The 17,780-nt window shown below is 45.6% G+C and carries 15 protein-coding genes and 1 tRNA gene; 4 read left to right on the top strand and 12 right to left on the bottom strand.

Going from position 1 to position 17,780, the window contains the following annotated elements:
* Positions 1-146: 146 nt before the first annotated feature.
* The 5 genes from IV71_RS00490 to thrS all read right to left on the bottom strand — a co-directional run bounded on the left by IV71_RS00490 (position 147) and on the right by thrS (position 6,691).
* On the bottom strand, positions 147-1,565 hold the full coding sequence (locus IV71_RS00490) for a nicotinate phosphoribosyltransferase (RefSeq protein WP_010691519.1): 1,419 nt from the start codon (positions 1,563-1,565) through the stop codon (positions 147-149).
* Complete coding sequence (locus tag IV71_RS00495; protein ID WP_010691520.1) at positions 1,565-2,356, bottom strand: nicotinamide mononucleotide transporter; 792 nt, start codon at positions 2,354-2,356, stop codon at positions 1,565-1,567. The genes IV71_RS00490 and IV71_RS00495 overlap by 1 nt, the downstream gene beginning before the upstream one ends.
* A 200-nt stretch (positions 2,357-2,556) precedes the next feature.
* Positions 2,557-3,213: a VTT domain-containing protein gene (locus IV71_RS00500; RefSeq protein WP_010691521.1), complete on the bottom strand. Its 657-nt coding sequence runs from the start codon at positions 3,211-3,213 to the stop codon at positions 2,557-2,559.
* A gap of 61 nt (positions 3,214-3,274) precedes the next feature.
* Positions 3,275-4,657, bottom strand: a complete 1,383-nt coding sequence (locus IV71_RS00505) for an amino acid permease (protein ID WP_010691522.1) — start codon at positions 4,655-4,657, stop codon at positions 3,275-3,277.
* Positions 4,658-4,726: 69 nt separating this feature from the next.
* Entirely contained in the window at positions 4,727-6,691 is a 1,965-nt protein-coding gene (gene thrS / locus IV71_RS00510) for a threonine--tRNA ligase (protein WP_010691523.1), read from the bottom strand.
* Between the two features lie 587 nt (positions 6,692-7,278).
* Here thrS and IV71_RS00515 point away from each other — a divergent pair.
* Positions 7,279-7,740: a flavodoxin domain-containing protein gene (locus IV71_RS00515; RefSeq protein WP_010691525.1), complete on the top strand. Its 462-nt coding sequence runs from the start codon at positions 7,279-7,281 to the stop codon at positions 7,738-7,740.
* Between the two features lie 52 nt (positions 7,741-7,792).
* On the opposite strand, the gene IV71_RS00520 is transcribed toward IV71_RS00515, so the two are convergent.
* Both IV71_RS00520 and IV71_RS00525 read right to left on the bottom strand, forming a co-directional pair.
* Positions 7,793-8,515, bottom strand: a complete 723-nt coding sequence (locus IV71_RS00520; RefSeq protein ID WP_010691526.1) for a YebC/PmpR family DNA-binding transcriptional regulator — start codon at positions 8,513-8,515, stop codon at positions 7,793-7,795.
* 112 nt (positions 8,516-8,627) lie between these two features.
* Entirely contained in the window at positions 8,628-9,590 is a 963-nt protein-coding gene (locus IV71_RS00525; protein WP_010691527.1) for a phosphatase PAP2 family protein, read from the bottom strand.
* A 197-nt stretch (positions 9,591-9,787) separates the two neighbouring features.
* Here IV71_RS00525 and IV71_RS00530 point away from each other — a divergent pair.
* The 3 genes from IV71_RS00530 to IV71_RS00540 all read left to right on the top strand — a co-directional run bounded on the left by IV71_RS00530 (position 9,788) and on the right by IV71_RS00540 (position 11,311).
* A tRNA-Leu gene (locus IV71_RS00530) sits at positions 9,788-9,871 on the top strand.
* A gap of 168 nt (positions 9,872-10,039) precedes the next feature.
* Positions 10,040-10,234, top strand: a complete 195-nt coding sequence (locus tag IV71_RS00535; protein WP_010691528.1) for a hypothetical protein — start codon at positions 10,040-10,042, stop codon at positions 10,232-10,234.
* Positions 10,235-10,516: 282 nt separating this feature from the next.
* A complete protein-coding gene (locus IV71_RS00540; protein WP_010691529.1) occupies positions 10,517-11,311 on the top strand; it encodes a sulfite exporter TauE/SafE family protein in 795 nt (264 codons plus the stop codon).
* Positions 11,312-11,348: 37 nt separating this feature from the next.
* On the opposite strand, the gene asp3 is transcribed toward IV71_RS00540, so the two are convergent.
* Genes asp3 through IV71_RS00565 form a run of 5 tightly spaced genes read right to left on the bottom strand, consistent with a single transcriptional unit; the run spans position 11,349 to position 17,771 of the window.
* The gene (gene asp3, locus IV71_RS00545; protein ID WP_010691530.1) at positions 11,349-12,596 is read right to left on the bottom strand and encodes an accessory Sec system protein Asp3; all 1,248 of its coding nucleotides are present in this window, start codon (positions 12,594-12,596) and stop codon (positions 11,349-11,351) included.
* Positions 12,596-14,134 (bottom strand): accessory Sec system protein Asp2, encoded by a 1,539-nt coding sequence (gene asp2, locus IV71_RS00550; protein WP_010691531.1) that lies wholly within the window; start codon positions 14,132-14,134, stop codon positions 12,596-12,598. The genes asp3 and asp2 overlap by 1 nt, the downstream gene beginning before the upstream one ends.
* A gap of 10 nt (positions 14,135-14,144) precedes the next feature.
* The gene (gene asp1, locus IV71_RS00555; RefSeq protein WP_059360730.1) at positions 14,145-15,563 is read right to left on the bottom strand and encodes an accessory Sec system glycosyltransferase Asp1; all 1,419 of its coding nucleotides are present in this window, start codon (positions 15,561-15,563) and stop codon (positions 14,145-14,147) included.
* A 56-nt stretch (positions 15,564-15,619) separates the two neighbouring features.
* Positions 15,620-16,291, bottom strand: a complete 672-nt coding sequence (locus IV71_RS00560) for a hypothetical protein (RefSeq protein ID WP_010691533.1) — start codon at positions 16,289-16,291, stop codon at positions 15,620-15,622.
* A complete protein-coding gene (locus IV71_RS00565; RefSeq protein ID WP_010691534.1) occupies positions 16,281-17,771 on the bottom strand; it encodes a glycosyltransferase in 1,491 nt (496 codons plus the stop codon). The genes IV71_RS00560 and IV71_RS00565 overlap by 11 nt, the downstream gene beginning before the upstream one ends.
* Positions 17,772-17,780: the final 9 nt, after the last annotated feature.

A 17,780-nucleotide genomic window follows, 5' to 3' on the forward strand; every position in this document is an offset into this window, starting at 1 on the left:
TAAGGGCCTCAAGTTGAACAAGTTCATCAAGTACGAATTGACTGAGTTGTCTTTCCATCTAGCCCTCCTATCGTTAATTCCACTTTACCACAGAACAAAAGAGAAGGGGCTTATTTTATAAAATAAATTTTGTGAAACATCGTCAATTAACCGTTCACACGACCTAACTGACGATTATCCTTCAAATGTCTTTCCGCACGTTCAAAAATATCAGCAATTGGTGCCGCTGTAATTTGACCGTTTTCATAAACCGTTTCCAGCAAATCTTTGCCAGCTGTCTGTTGTGGAACGGTTTGTAATTGACCATTTTCATCCACAATGACTTTTAGTAAGCCAGCCTTGGAAGCCTTTGTCGGATCCGTTTTCGGTTGCTTTTTAATGGCCAAGTCCGCCCCATCGCTCGTGTGGGCGTACGCTGCCTTAATCGCAAAACGTTCCGTATCACGGGTAAAGCCTTCTTGAAGTAGTCCACCGCCGGAACCGACAACCAGGTTGTCCGTCGACCAACCGCGATCAATTAACGCTTCATAGAGTTTGATAATCGTATCGGCCTTCATTCCGTCACCTTGAATCAAGCCGACGTTATGTCGAAGAACTTTATAACCCTTGTCGTTAACTTCGGTGCCAAAGATGTCAGCCAAAATATCAAGCACGGCCAAATCCATGGTAATGGGATCGCCAGAATCAGGACGAAGGACAACGCGGCCCTCACGCTCCTGAATCCGCTTCACCATTTCTGGTGACCCCACCACGTGTCTCACGAAGTTAAAGGTGTCATATGAATCAATGACAATGGAGACTGGTGCATCATCTGGTGTCCGGTCCAACTGGGCGTTCAAATAATCAAATTCACCCTGGCCAGAACCATAGGCCGTCGCTACGGAATGCTCCGTTGCCCAAATCGACAAAGCCCGTCCCTCTTGCCCGTAGACTTTAGCAAAGTAATTAGAAGCCGCTAGGTTATCAGACCCGCGGAAATGCAACAAGTGTGCTGCACCACCACGCTCACCAGATTCAAGCGAGGTCGCACCACGCAGGCCAAAGTCATTGACCATTAGTGGCAGCGAATCCACCGACCCGGTCTTTTCAACAAGGGGCAACAACCGCTTTTTAATGTAGAGGGAGTTCGTTGCAATGGTCGTTGGATACCAAACGTGCATCAAGACCACTTCTAAAGCATTGAGCGACGTTGCAAACCAATCTTCGGTCGACTCGATGGTGAAGAGGGCCGTCCCCGTTGGCACTTCCATCCCCTCTGGCAAGGCCTTGATTCGCACTGGGAAGTAGCCCAAGTCACGAACCTTTTCCCAAACGGAACGGTTGAAATAAGCCTTCGTACCAAAGGTCTCTTCAGCAACTTTTTCGGCTTCATCAATCATATCAGTCGTAATTTGACTTTGAAAATAATCGTGCAAAATCATGGAAAGACCAAACCAAGAGATGGTTGGGTACTTTCCGCCGACACGGGCTTCCCCGTATGAATAAAGTTTGTTAATGTTTTGCGGATACTGTAAATGGTGCGTTAATTTATAAGCATCAGTAGCAAGAATCAAATTCATGGTCATCATTCCCCCTCGATGGCTGCTTCTGTGTGGTTGAGATGGTTTGGTCTGCTTTTGGCTTCTCTTTTAACTGTCCAAGTTAGAATGGCAATCAGGGAATTGATAATGTAATAGCTATACTTACCAACGTTTGCAAAATTGCCTTGAATTAATGCTTTCCCCAAATTGGCAACGTTGTAGACCGACCAAATATACCACTGATCCTTGATGCGGAAAATGTTTAGGATATCCGCTGTCAAAGCCAGGGCAAAAGTCGTGGATGAGAACCAATACATCGCATCCAATCCCCAACCAGAAAAACGAAAGGCAAAGGCGTTTAACCCGAAGGAAACGGTAATGGATAGCAAAATCAACCCAATCAGGATGAAAGGCTTCACCCGTCCCACTCGCTGGTATCGACTCCACGTTTTGGTAGGCAGCCAATTCGTGACCATTGAAATCGGGTAGGTTAAAAAGGCCCCAACGTTTCCGTTGAAAAAGTCAACAACGCCAGCTACCACAACGTTAATCCAAGAAATCGTGTTGCCAAGCGCCTTTTGCTTGGCAATAAAGCGGGTTGACAGAATCGAAGCCACGGCGGAGGCGGTGGCAAACAGCCCGAGTAGCGGCAACCTGGTAAAGGCGTTTGACTCGCCATGGAAGAACCAGGAGGCCGATAAGGGTTTTGACCAATAGTGTAGGACGAGTGACGTCCCTAAGACAATGACAACACCCAGAATATCAAAATAGTCGACCCTCAAAAAAAATTGGAAGAATCGACTTTGACGGATGTTATTGGCAGTTTTTGAAAGCATGATGGCTTTGCTCCTCTTTGTTTTTTTACAGAGCCGCAGATGACACAAACGCTCTGGTGAGTCCTTTCTCATTCAACGAATCATTAGGACTTGCGTTAATTATAACTGACTGACCGACTTTTTGCTAGACAAAGAGCCCCTTCAACAAAAAAGACCCACCATCCTGAGCAGATGGTGGGTCTTTCATTCATGTCGTGCACTTACTTCTTTTTCTTGCCTAGCAAGGACTTAACCACCGCAATGATGGATGGTAACAAAGTCACGAAGACAATCCCAAGAATAATCGCCGAGAAGTGGTTGGCAACGAAGGGAATGTTACCAAAGAGCGCACCCGCTCCGGTCATCAAAAACGACCAAGAAAAGGCGGCCAAGAGTGTGTATTCCATGAAGCGTCGGAACGAGAAGGCCGAAAGACCAGCCACAAAGGGCATAAACGTTCGAATAATGGGAATGTAACGTCCCATGATGATGGCTGCCCCACCGTGCTTCTTGAAGAAGGCATCCGCCTCTTCAATGTTCTTTGGCTTCACCAGTGAAGAGAAAGGCCTGCGCTGCAAAAGCGCCCGTCCCCCCTCACGAGCAATGAAGTAATTCGTTGTATCACCGGCAACTGCCGCGATAAAGAAGACAATCATGAAAATCCAATGATTCAACCCAGCCGCTTGACCAGCGGGGGTCATTGAAATCGCCCCAGCCGCAAACAGCAGGGAATCACCAGGCAAGAACGGTAGCACAACGGCCCCCGTTTCAACCAAAATAATGGCAAAAAGAATCAAGTAAGTCCAAGCACCAAAATGCTGAACTAAACTGGCTATATGGTCATCAATATGCAAGATAAAGTTGATCAAAAAGGACATTCACGGTCTCCAATTCTAATTTTTAATTAGTATACGTGACGGGCATTAAACGAAAAGAAAATTATTCTTCTGAGACAGCCTTCTTTGGCTGGAAGTAGGAAACAATTCCAAAGACCACCAACCAGACCGTTGCACCAATGGCAGGAACGACGGAAGAATCGTTGAAGAAGAGTGTGACATAGACAAAGACAAAGAAAATGACTGCCAATGGCACAAAGAACTTCGGTGCCTTTAACAAGAATCCGTTAGGCATGTAACTTGAGGACTTGCGGTACTCCCAGTAAGCCCAGAGAATCATGATATAGATCATCAAGAAGAGGTCCGTTGCTGCCGACGTAACGAAGACAAAGGCATCGTTAATGGCTGGAATTGATGAAATGACAGCAGATGAAACGGAAATCAATGATGAGAAGAGCAAGGCCTTTGCTGGCAAGCCACGTGAAGACAACTTCGTAAATGGTTGCAAGAACTTAGCCCGTGATTCCTTGGCCAGTGAGTAGAAGTTACGTGAAGTCGAGAAAAGAATGGAGTTGAATGATGAAGCAGCGGCCGTCAACACAACAAAGTTGATGATAGCAGCGGCACCCTTCAAGCCAACCAATTCAAAGACCATGACAAATGGTGATTGGTGTGCTGGAATCTGCTTCCATGGGTAAATCGTCATAATGACAAAGAGCGCACCCAGGTAGAAAAACAGAACACGGAAAGGAATCTGGTTGATTGCCTTTGGCAAAATCTTACGTGGATCCTTCGTTTCAGCAACCGTCATTCCAATAAATTCCATTCCAACGAAGGCAAACATCACCATCTGGAAAGAGTTAATAAAGTTTCCCCAACCATTTGGCACCAAACTAAAGTGGTTAAAGACGTTCCCAAATGAAACAGTGCCGACTGGTGTTTGGAAATGACCAAAGGCCATCATCAAACCAGTAACAATCAACGCCAGGATGGCAATGACTTTAATCATTGAGAACCAAAATTCCATTTCACCGAAGAGGGCAACGGCAATCAAGTTTACCCCAGTCAAAGCAACCAAGAAAATGATTTGAATCAACCATTCCGGCATACTTGGAAACCAGAACTGCACGTATTTTCCAATGGCCGTCAATTCAGCCATTCCAAAGAAAATCATCGTTAACCAGTAGGACCAGCGAGCAAAGAAGCCCACCCGGTTACCAAGGTATTTCGTCATGTAAGCGATAAAAGTTGGCTGCGAGGGATCTTGATAGAGCATCTCGCCCATGGCACGCATCATGATAAACATCATGGCACCGATGATGGCATAGACGGCTAAGATACCAGGGCCGGCAAAGTGAATCGAGTTACCAGCACCCATGAAGAGTCCGGTTCCAATTGTTCCACCAATGGCAATCAACTGTACGTGGCGGTTTTGCAACCCCTTCGAGAGCTGTTGTTCCTCGATGTGCGTATTTTCTTGTGACATCGTACTTCCTTTCAAACATAGCAAGAAGACACCCAAACGTTTAGGTGTCTTCCTTCTATTCATTTAAACTTATGCGTTTTCGTCTGGACGTGAATAACGGGCCACGTCCTTTTCAATCAATGACTTAAAGGCTTCTGCAGGCATTGACTCGGTTTCTTGATGACCGTAACGACGAACCGTTACCGTACCGTTTTCTTGTTCCTGGTCTCCCAGCACAAGCGTGTACGGAATCTTCTTCGTTTGGGCATCACGAATCAAGTAACCCATCTTAGCTGATCGGTTGTCAATGTTGGCACGCAAGCCAGCCTTGGCCAAGTCTTGTTGAATCTTCTTGGCATAGGCACCGTGCGCTTCGACGTTAACTGGAATGATCTGCACTTGCATTGGCGCTAACCAAGTTGGGAAAGCCCCCTTGTACATTTCAATCAAGTAAGCCGTAAACCGTTCCATCGTTCCAACGATTCCACGGTGGAGCATTACTGGACGGTGGTTATCTTGGCCGTCTTCGCCAACATAAGTCAAGTTGAACCGTTCTGGCAACAAGAAGTCCAATTGAATTGTTGACAAAGTTTCTTCCCCACCGAGGGCCGTCTTCGTCTGGACATCCAACTTAGGACCGTAGAAGGCAGCTTCCCCTGGCGCTTCGAAGTAATCCAAGCCCATGTCATCCATGGCCCGCTTCAACTGCGCTTGGGACTTTTCCCACATCTCATCATCGTCAAAATACTTTTGCGTATTCTCAGGATCACGATATGACAAACGGAAACGGTAGTCCGTGATGTTAAAGTCATCGTAGACTTCCATCATCATGGCCAAAATGGACTTAAATTCCTCTTCCAATTGCTCTTGGGCAACGAAAGTGTGGCCGTCGTTCAACGTCATTTCACGAACACGGGACAAACCTGTCAAGGCACCGGACTTTTCGTAACGGTGCATCATGCCCAATTCGGCCACACGCATTGGCAAGTCACGGTATGAACGTGGCTTATGCTGGTAAACTGCAATGTGTGAAGGACAGTTCATTGGTCGCAATTCGAGGAATTCGCCATCGCCCATGTCCATTGGTGGGAACATGTCTTCACGGTAGTGGTCCCAGTGACCAGAAGTCTTGTACAGGTTCAAGTTTGACAAAACTGGCGTATAAACGTGCAAGTAATCGTTGGCCAATTCCTTGTCAACGATGTAACGCTCGATTTGGCGACGGATGGTTGCACCATTTGGCAACCAGACGGGCAAACCAGAGCCGACTTTTTGACTCGTAAAGAAGAGGTCCAAGTCGCGACCAATGTTTCGGTGGTCACGTTCCTTAGCTTCCGCACGACGTTGCAAGTCTTCCTCAAGCGCTTCAGCCGTCCAGAAAGCTGTTCCGTAAATACGTTGCATCACGGCCTTGTCAGAATCACCGCGCCAGTATGAACCAGCAACAGAAACCAACTTAAAATGCTTGATCCAACCGGTTGATGGAACCAAGCCACCCTTGTCCAATTCAACATGTTCACCCTGAACGGCAACGGTAATCTTTTCACCATCAGGCAAGTCGTTAATCAACTCCACCTTGTATGGATCGTCCTTGAACATGTCCAAGGCCCCTTCCTTTGACACCTGGTGAGACAAGATTGGCAAATCCTCTTTGACAATCTTCTTCATCATGGCTTCAATTTCAGGAAAGTCATCAACGGACACTTGCTTACCGGCACCATTGTCAGTGTCGTAGTAAAAGCCGTTTTCAATGGCTGGTCCAACACCAAAGTGCATATCAGCAAACTTTGGCATCCGGCGCAATGCTTGTGCCAGCAAGTGAGCGGTAGAATGACGAAGAATTTGCAACCCTTCCTCATCCGACTTGGTAATCAAGGCAAAGTCACCAGAGGTGGTCATTGGATCATTCATCCCGACGTATGCCCCATTTAACTTTCCAGATACAGACTTCTTCGCCAATGACTTTGCAATTGATTCAGCAACTTCAATTGGCTTAACACCTTCTTCAAAGGACTTTTGCGCCCCATCAGGAAAGGTTAGTGTAATTTCTGCCATTTTACTACCTTCTTTCTTTTCTCTCTTGCTGACGTGAACCGTTATCGTTTAGGTGCTAAACGAAAAGCGCCCCTCCGTGCTTTAAAAACACGAAGGGACGCTAAACCGTGGTACCACCCATTTCTCTGAGCAAAACTCAGACTCAAGAAACGTTTAACGGTGTCACCCGGGCGAAGTTTCAATCCTTACTTCTCCGCCATTCCGAGGTAGTCCAGTACCTGCCGTTAGACCGACTCACACCAACCGTCGGCTCTCTTTGCTAACATCAACAAGTGAGGTTATCCCCATCAGCAATTTATTGTTCTTATTATTGCACACTTTACGACAAGTTACAAGAAATTACTTATTATCCTCTAAAACCTGGGCAAGTGCTTGGCGAGCCTTGTCATCGTGATCCAAAATCCCGTGATCATAAACGTTTTGTAAGGCTGCTACCTGTTCTTTTGATAATGCCATGTTCTTTCCTCCAAGTATTTGTGACCATTATATGCCAGCTACAGGTAAAATACCAGACAGGTAACCGATTTTTCAGGTTCCGACATACTTTTCTAGTATAATGGATAAAAACGATGCTTCAGGAGGCCACCATGGCAGAAACAAATTTAAAGGCACAAGTTATCTTTGCCACCATTACAGGTAATAATGAAGCGGTGGCAGATAACATCATTTCCATCCTAGAAGAACGAAACGTTCAAGTTAAGAAAAGCGAAATTTCACAAACAGAACCAGAAGAATTGGCTGATTACGATCTAGCCTTTTTAGTTCCCTATACTTATGATGAAGGCTCCCTACCTGACGAAGGCCTTGACTACTTCGATGATTTAGCCGACGTTGAACTTCCTGGGTTAACTTACGGTATTGCCGGATCCGGCGACACCTTTTATGAAGGCTACTACTGCCTCGCCTTAGACAAGTTCGACAACCAAATGAAAAAGACCGGTGCCAAACGGGTTGCCGACCTCGTCCGGATTAACCTCTACCCTTCGCCAAAGGATAAAGAGCGCTTAGTTTCTCTAGTCGACGAAACCATCGCAGCCACTAAAAAATAAGCAAAGTAAAAAGTCGCATTGTCAGAAACCTGACTTTGCGACTTTTTTCAGATTATTCAGCCGTTGTATAAACAGCCAAAACATCCTCGTTATCTTCTAATTCATCGACCAGCTTATCCAACTTTTCACGGTCTTCGTCTGAAATACTCATTGGGTTTTGAGCAATCATCGTTACTTCGGCTTCAGCCAAATCGTAACCCGCTTCAGTCAAAGCAGCTTCAACAGCTTGGAAATCAGATGGAGCAGTGTAGATTTCGAAGGCTTCGTCTGACGTTTGCACGTCTTCTGCCCCCGCTTCCAAAGCGGCTTCCAAAATCGTGTCTTCATCCAAATCAGGATTTGCCTCACGATCGATGGCAAAGTAACCCTTGCGATCGAACTGGAAGGCAACAGAACCAGAAGTTCCAAGTGAACCACCAAAGTGCTTGAATGAGTTACGAACAGATGAAACTGTTCGGTTAATGTTGTCCGTTGAAGCTTCCACCAAAACGGCCACACCAGCAGTACCGTAACCTTCATAGGTTACTTCTTCGAACTTTGCGCCACCGGCACCGGAAGCCTTATCCAAAGCACGTTGGATGTTATCCTTTGGCATGTTAGCGGCCTTGGCCTTATCAACTACCAAACGGAGTGAAGCGTTCATTTCGGGATCAGCACCGCCAGCCTTTGCTGCAACATATAAGTCGTGCGCAAGCTTTTGGAAAATCTTTCCACGCTTAGCATCTTGGGCGTTTTTACGACCTTGAATGTTATGCCATTTACTATGTCCTGACATTGTGTCTTCTCCTTAAAATTTAAAAATCTTATACATTGTAACAAAGTTCGTTAAGTATTACTAGCGATTTAAGGAGAAAGATGATTCGTCTTGGAAAGGGGGATTTTTTATTTTATGACTCTCTTTTGCGAATCTGCCAACCGTCAGAAGGTTGGTCTTCCACAAAATGAGCTTCCAAAACCCTTGAAAAGAGAAAAATGGTTGAAAAAACAATGATACTGGCGGCTGTAACATCCGATAACCAATGAGCACCGTAGCGCACACGACTAAGTGCAGTTAAAATCGCAATGGTGACAGTTAGGATGACCAAATACTTCTGGGCTGTCCGCCAACTGCGGGGCAGCAGAAACGGTAGATAAAGGAGTAACCAACCCGACGTGGTGTGTCCTGATGGAAAGGAATAGTGCCCGTTCGAACCATTCGGATGGTACCAAGGAGTAAAACGACCCATGTCAGCATCCATTTGGAAAGGGCGGTAACGGCCCCAGTGCAATTTTAAATCACCAATGATTAGACTGACAACGAAGACTAAGGCAATCCCCATAACGGCTGCCCGTAATAAGTACTGCCGCTCTTCTTCTGTACGGTTATCGATATACCGGTAAAAGATAATGGACAAGCCAAAAGTAATGAGCAATGACCAGATTAACTGACTCACACCAGGATTGGCCACTTGCTTCACTTCACCATTCAATAAAACGGCCAGCGTATAGGCAAAATAACCATTCAAACTGAGTAACAATTGGTTCATGGCTAAAATCAAGAAAAAGGTCGTTAAAACCAAACGGAGCGCACCCCGGTTTCTTGCAAAATAAGTGACCCAGGCGATAGTTTGAAAACAAACAAAAAGAACAATATTCGGCCCTCTCGTTCCGTAATTTTGAAAGAACCAGCCCACGATGGAGGAGCGATTCATGATGGTCGAACTAACCTCACGATCAAAGAAGGTGGCAAAAAGCAAAATCAATCCAGCAACTAAATAAAAGATAATCAGGGCGAGATATTCAGGTTTGCTGGTTTTAAAGTCAGGTGCACCTTTCAGGCGGGAAAAACTGTTTGGTGGTCGGTGGCTCATGGCTAGTCTCCTTTATATTGTTACCACCATTATATAATGCCCCAAAGGTGCTGCACAGACACCGCGCGGACCAATATGTATCATATCTCGACTTTTTTATTTTGTGGCTGCCTGCCTCCATTTTCATTCCCATCACGTTTAATTAAAATTTTCCTTGTCAGTTCTTCAGGCAAACGATATAATAGTGTATGTTTCATGCCGCTGTGGCGGAACTGGCAGACGCGTACCGTTCAGGTCGGTATGGAGATTTCTCCGTGCAGGTTCGATTCCTGTCAGCGGCATCAAGATATTTTGAATATGAAACAGAAAAAGCGTCTAGGACTTTGGTAAAACAACGTTCTAGACGCTTTTTTAATATTCTTTTTTCTTAACCTATGCAACAGCTGCTTCCTTTTGTTATCCTTTACTCACTAGCATTTTATGACTAATCAGTTAAAAGGAGATGCAACATGCTTTCAAAAGAACAACGAGCCCATGAGCTAGCAATGATGATTACCAAATCATTCACGGACACATCCATGGAACTGGCTAAGAGTGACGCTGAAGATGCCGGTACCACCAAAATGAACATTGACGAAAACACGTCCCTTGACTTGTATCTGGCAACCTACCAATCGGCTTTGGCTAAGCTCAACTTGGATTAACCAAACGTTTTCTGATCAACATGGCCATCATAGCCACTTTGCCGTTCACTACTGAATAAACCAGTAGTGAACGTTTTTTATTTTCACCGTTTTCTTACCGTTAAACGCCATGACCCCCACACCTCCCATAAATGCTAGATTTATAAAATTAACATCTTTTAATAAAAGTTAACAAGTGCTTTGTGCTGCTTGCGTCTCTTTCCAATCAAGACTATACTAGAAGCTGTTATTTAGAGCTTTTATCTTGAATGAATCTGATTAAAAAGAGGTATCGTTAGCATTATGAGTGATTATTGGCAGCACTTTATCTTTCTTCTTCCAATGGGTATTTTAGCCGGCATTGTATCAACAACGGCTGGACTGGCATCCTTGGTTTCCTATCCGGCACTGCTGGCAGTTGGCATTCCACCACTTTTTGCCAACGTTACGAACACGGCTGCCTTGGTAATGACTGGGCTGGGCGCCACGGTGTCCTCACGGAAGGACTTGGGCGAACATAAGAAGGAACTGATTAAGATTTTACCCTTCACGCTTGCCGGTTCCGTTATCGGTGCTTGGCTCCTTTTATCGGCGCCAGCGGCAACTTTTGAAAAAGCCGTTCCCTTCTTTGTTCTGGTCGCCGGACTCCTTCTCATGTCTCAGGTCAATAAATCAAAGAACGCGGAAACAAACCTAACTCGTGAAGACTCCATTGAAAACGATAGCTCACACCCTGTGTATCGGACCTTTGTTTCCATTGGTATTCTCTTGGTTGGAATGTATTGTGGTTATTTTGGCGCAGCAGGTGGTGTGCTTCTTTTAGCTATTCTTTCCGCCACGACGACCATGCCCTTTGCTTCATACAACGCCCTGAAGAACTTATCACTGGGTGGCGCCAACTTAATTGCGACCATCATTTACATTTTTTCTTCTCATATCTATTGGAGTCTCGTTATTCCAATGGGCATTGGCCTCTTCATCGGGGGCTGGATTGGCCCACACATCGTCAAAATCATTCCCGAAAAGATTCTTAAAATTGCGATTTCGCTGGCAGCCATTGCCTTGGCCATTGATCTCTTCATGAAGGCCTACTTCTAATGCCATATCAAAAAGACATCCAAACGGATGTCTTTTTTTAATGACGATTTTTAGTGAAAAAGTCTTGGAGCATCTGTGAAGAATTACGCTTTTCGTGCTCGCCATGGCTAGCTTTGACCAGTTGCCGCTTTCGCTCACCATGCTGGTGTTCTTCCTTTTGTTTAGCAGCCTCTTTACCAGGTGCAGATGGCAGCGGCTTTGTGTCAACACTTGGATGGTCCGGCGACTTTTTACGTCGGGCCTCCTGCTGCTTCTTCTCCTTCTTCACTTGCTTAACCTTTTTCTTATCAACGGGCCAATCGAGATAAGTTAAGGAGCGTAGGAGTTCTTCTTGCCCACCGACTGCCTGCAGGCTCGACGGGTTGGGACCAAGAGACGGTTTCTTTAACCGAACATCGCTTTCTTTTTGCAGTGCTTGAATCTGATCAGGCAACGCTTGTAGAAAAGTCTGGAGCGCAGGATGGTGGCGATCATAACCAGCAGGCAACACCAAGTCATTGCTTTCCGGAATGACAACCGTTGCCTCCTCCTTCATGGCTTCCCTGTACTTCAAAGCAGCAAAAGTCGAGATGGGTCCGTAGCCAACAAATTCAAATCCCTTCGCTTTCACTGCCTTACGTTGTTCCTGAAGAAAAGGAATCACCGCTTCATCAAAATATTCAGCACTCTTCAAAAAATCAATAGTCAAAAAAAGAACTGCTTGTGGTGATGGCTGCACAGCTTGAATTGGTAAATCCATCAATTGGTAACGTGGTTCTGCCAAAATGACGCGCAGTGTTTTTGATGTCAACTGAGAAGGCTGTTGGCGATAGGCCACCAGATGATCATTGACTTGTTGGTCCCCTGAGACCAACTCACCATCGACCACTGGACTCACAGTAATTTTGTGAAAGGCAAATTGACCCGTTCCTGCTGAAAGCAACGCCACTCGGTAGCTGGCATAGCCTTCTGGTACGGTAAACGTTTCTTCAAAGACGTTTTGGTAGTGTTTTTGAATTACCTGCTTTTTTTCATCGTAAAAAACCCATGATAAATAGGCGTGCATCCGGTCTGAATTTGTCACAAAGAGTCGCGAGCGATAGGACTTGCCAGCCACCAACTGTGGTAATTGACCAATTCGTTTGTTTTGAAAGTAATTGTCCGAATCCGTCCAAGAAACAATTCGTTGACCCGAGGGCAAAAAATCATTCTTGTACGTGACTTCATCTTCTTTTTTAAAGTCAAGGACCGCCCCCTGCAACTCGTCAAGCTGAGTTTGAGGTGTCCAATAAATTTGATATTGCATTAGTAGAACAACCCCCGCTCCTCTTGCCCTTGTTTTTGAATGGCTTCTTCGATGAAAGTCAGCATTTCCTTAATTTTTTCATCATGGTGACCCGGCACTTCCTGATGCCGAATCTTCGCCCCACGCTCATTGAAGTAAGTCAGTAATTCCCCTAGTGACCCACCATCATACTCATCAGCCAGCATGGTAAACAAATCGACGCGGGCCTTCGGCCAATCAACGTTAGCCAAAGAGGACCAAAGCTTCTCATCCAATTGCTGGCTATCTTGCAAATCCAATCGACCAGTCAACACTTGGCGAACATCTAAAGGCCAGTCGTAGTTTTCGCCCTGATGAGCAAGAGCCCCGTTTTGCGTAAAGCGTCCGATATTGATAATCGGCTTGGCAATGACGATGTGCTGACTTTGACAGCGACCAGCATAATACATCGCGGGATATGAACCCATTGAGTAGCCAACAAAGATGGTATCGACTGCTTCCTGTTTCAAAGTCATCTGCGCTTCGTTAATCCGAGCAATCACCAAGTTTTCAAAAGCCTGACTCCCAACCATAAAGGCCCCGCCAGCTGCCCGCGTATCCGTGAAGAGTAAGTATGGGTAACCAAGATGATCAAGTTGGCCCATCATTTCAAAGCCTTCAACATGCAAACGAGCGCCGGCAAAGGCAACGACTAACGGTCCCTTCTTCGTCCCCGGATTAAAGTAGCAGTTCACCTCTTGGTTGTCCTCAGTCAATAATCGTTCACTACCAGGCAAAAAATAGCCCAGACCGTGACGTGACTTTCGTTGATGAAGATTGCGTAACGTTAGTTCACCGTTTCCCTTAGCCAACACGAGTATCTGGTAATCCAGATACTGTTTTGGAGCACGAACCATTGGCATCTGTCTAATATCAGGATTTTGAAAGAGCTTTAATTGCTGCAAACCACCGTTTTGGTAGAAAACAAAGGCAAGCGCCAGTTCGGCAGTGCCCGTTGTGCTGTAATCCGCATAAATTAAATTCTCTTGACCCGCCTGAAAGTCCGTTTGAAAAGTTTTTAGCGTACCAATTTGTTGAAAATCATCCCCAAAGTCGCCACTAACCCTAGTATCAAAACGACCCGCTCGCTGCCAGTGCCAGGCCCAATTGTTTTCCGGTATAAACTGCTTCTCCGAAAAACGACTAGCAAAACCAACCTGCCCCTTAAAGAGATCGCTTAAAATGCGATTAACAACCGATTCAGCAGTTTGTTCTTCAAAATAAAAGGCACCCCGGTCAGCTAAGGCCTGCTGCACAACGGGTGAAAAACTTGAAAAATCACCAAGGTAGATGACCCGATAAGCCGGCCAGTCACGAATTTGCCGCGCTAAAATCACGGAATCCAAAGTAGGATCCGTTAACAGGACGTAATCGGCTTCTAGTTTTTTGGGCTGTTCTTGGCGCGCCAATAAAACCGGTAAATCAATGCCTTGACAAAAGGTCCAGTCGACAGGTTCATCTTTAACTTGTTCTGTCCAATCCGTTGCGCCAATTTGTAAAATGGCGATTTGTTTTGCCATGATTCTTCCCCTACTTGGCTTCTGTCGCCTTGATCACCAGGCGTTCTTGCCAATTTTTCATTTGCTCTGGCTCAGACAAACATTCTTGCAAAGAGCGTTCCTGGTCAGTACTCAATGTTTCCTGATTCTGGACCTTTTTCGCCAAAAAATCTTCTAATTGATCAAGCGGGATGACCGATTGCTCCTCTTCCGGCGTATAGGCAGTGACAACTGTTGTTGCAACCTGCACACCCAGTCCCACCGCTTCGGCAATGATCGCCAAATCCGGCTTTTCAGCCAAATCAGCGTACAAACAAGCCGTTAATAAGTGCTCCCGTCGCTTTTCTTTTCGTTGGGCTGGCAAAAAAACAAAGTGGGCCAACCACTCTTCAAGACTTTTTTCGGAATCGGAAGCCAATTCCTTCACCCCATCAGCTAATTGTTTCGTCAAAGCCGCCTTGTTTCCCGCCTCAAAAACAGCCGTTCGATTCTCATCAGCCAAAATGAAGGGCAGTACCTGAGCGAGCAAAGAATGTTGTTTTTCTTCCGTCATTTGCGCCAGTTGAAAGTACAAGAGGGTTTGGTTTTTCCGCTGTGCTTGCTGATTGGCCACAACAACCGAGTATGGTGGCAACAACTCACCCAGCGTTTCTTGCCCAACGTTACGCTGACCAAGGAGGAGCTTGGCTTTTCCTGACCAAAACTGTTCAGCCTCCACAAGTTCCTCTTTCTTGACTTGCCCCAGCCAAACAAAGAGGTGCTCCATCTGGACTTTTTCGGCCACTGCCCGATTATCCGGCGAGTCAACGACCAACAGCTGACGGACTTTATCAGACTGCAAGTAAGCAGCCATGAGTTCGACTAACAAATCTTGCATCTCGTCATAGTTTGCCACACGACCATCGGGTAGGAGTGCTTGAACCTGACCGCTCTGGTAATCTTCCTCCGCCACGACGGCCCCTGATTGGGAGAGGTAGGAGGCTTTAACCAAGACCCCTTCTTGATAGTCAAGCACACGGGAAATAAAGCCCCGGTCGTCCACCGTCAACTGTTGAATCAGTTGCCCCTTCGCGTAACGATCGATTCGGTCAATCTGGTTAGCCTTTGGGTAAGTGAAAAAGACGCTGGCATAATGCGACAAGTTGACCAACACCACCACTCGATCGAACATACGAATGAATTGTGCTCCCTTTGGCCAACTCAGATTATCGAGTTGCATTGGTTTTTTTACCGTTAAATGAACACGTTGTAGGGCATCAAAAACCGACCAACTAGGTAAGTCATCTAGGCCAAGTTGACGACTGTAGCTTCGCCATTTTGGCAAATAAGTTGATAGTAGCAAAAAAGGATCAGCCACGTTTTTCAACTGATCAATAACTGCTTTAACTTCTTTTTCATCTTGGCTGGCCTGAAAATGATCAGACCAATTTGGCATAATAATTAATGACACGTTCGTCCTTCTTTCACACGTTTTTGGACTACTCATTTTTTCAAAATAAATAACTTCTAACTCGTCCGGTGGGTAACTGCCGGCGACAAATTTAACAGCGAATCATCCGTCGTTTCAACCAGAGTACCGGCAAAATGCTTTTCCAAGTACGCCGATACAACGGCATCATAGTGCGGATACTTTTGGTCTTTGACAACGGTTAAGTCGTTTTGACCATTCTGATAAAAGTTCGAGAGGAATGGTTCGTGATGACCAAAGTAAAAGTCTGATTGCAGCAACCTTCCCTGGCTATAGTATTGTTGTGCAAATAACCGACCGTTCCGTTGATAAATGGTTTTCCGGCTTGCTTGTCCCCCTGTTGTCAACCAGGTGATTGATTGAATCGAGTAAGGACTATCTGAATAGAGGATTACTTGCGCGATTTCAAAGCCTGCCGATTCGAAACGGATTGTCCCATTTGGGCCTGCTTCAATACGTCCTTGGTTGGGAACGGGGTAGTCAAAAAGAAACTGACCCTTTCCCGTTGCTTCTGCAGCCAGAATAGCCTGACTAGCCAAATCAATCACCTGTTCAACTTTTAATCCAAGAGCAGTCACAATGGCAACGGCATCCTCATGGGGCGTATAAATCAACAAACAATCCGCTTTTCCCAACCGAACTTGTTCAATTTGCCAAGCCACAGCCGGTTCATTACGCTGATCAAGCGATTTAATTAATTCAGCCTTCATGCCAGTCCTCCAACAACGTTTGCCATGTCGACGCAACGGACGTCAGGTCATAAGCTTTAATTGATTCCCGGCTATGGGCAGTCAACTCATTCAACCGATCAGCCGCTTGTAAAACGGCTGCTGCCAATTGCTTGGCGTTTCGTTTCCGAACAGCCGGTTCCTTTCCCTTAATAAAGGGAACTAACAAACCGTTTTGACCATCTTGAATCAATTCTTCGGCACCATAACGGTTTGCATAGGAAACGAGCGGAAGACCCTGCCCCAGGGATTCCAAATAAGTCAATCCAAAGCCCTCGGAATAAGAGGTAGAGAGATACAGATCAAAACTAGCTAAATCGTCCGTTAATTGTCTAGACCAGCCAGCAAAAGTCACTTGGTCTTCCAATTCCTCATCCCTCACTAAATCCTGAAGCGTGGCTTTTTCAGGGCCCTCACCAAAAATGGTCAACGTCACGGCCAGTCCAGCCTCCTTTAGCCGAGGAAGCGCCAGCAGCAGTTCATCCAAGTGCTTCTCCTGGTGCAAACGAGAAGCCGTGACCAAATGAAGGGTTTCTCCTTTAGCAGTATCAATTTGCCCTTTCTGTTGCTGTTGCTGTTGCCTACTAGGTAAGCAAAAAGCAACGGGGAGTGTCAAGATTTTATTAAGCGATGCTTCATTTGCTCCAGTTTGTTGCAAATCCTCTTTTAGGTCATGTGCCTGCAAGAATGTTGAACAAATCAGAGCATCATAAACGTCTAAATGTTGAATGGGATACTGATAAAATTGGTTGAATATTGGCCGGTCCCCGGCCATTGCTACTCGATGATTAGCATGGATCACCGTTGCCAGATAATCGTTTTCGTACTGCTTTTCATGATTAACAAAATACTCATGATAGGCCAGCCCACGGTCAATAAAATAACGACTCGCACCAAAACAGTCTTGAATGGCGGCCATAAAAAAGGCCAGTAATTGCTCAAAATTCTGGAAGTATTTATTTTTACCCCAAAAATTTTCCAAATGAATCGCCGTCATCTTCAGATGATGACCTTCCTTTTGATACGACCAAGATAGTCGGCGACAGCCCCTCGTTAATTCAACGTGGGCATCTCGTACTACTGTTTGCTGATTCGTGTCATCTGGAAAACAATCTTTTCGCCTTTTAATTTGATACCCCGCCATTGCTTGCTCATTAACAAGGCGACGCATCCCCGAATCATCTAATAAGACCGTCTCTTCAAATTCAACCAGGTCATCCACAGCAAGACCATGTTTTAAATAGTCGTCTGGCGAATCCGCCATCAAAAAATCAAAGAGGTTAATGACTTTATTAACGGGAATTTGCCACTGCTCCAAGTCTTTTGGTAGCTTGGGTAGTAATTCTGTCAACACAAGACGACTTTCTTCTTTCAGTTCATCAAAGATTGCCAAACGATAACGTTCGGCATGTTCAACGCCAGAATTAACTGACCGAAAGCCTTCATTCAGAAAGAAATTCATGTCGTCCTC

Origin of the sequence: Fructobacillus fructosus KCTC 3544 (genome assembly GCF_001438695.1) — a bacterium.
GTDB classification, from domain to species: domain Bacteria; phylum Bacillota; class Bacilli; order Lactobacillales; family Lactobacillaceae; genus Fructobacillus; species Fructobacillus fructosus.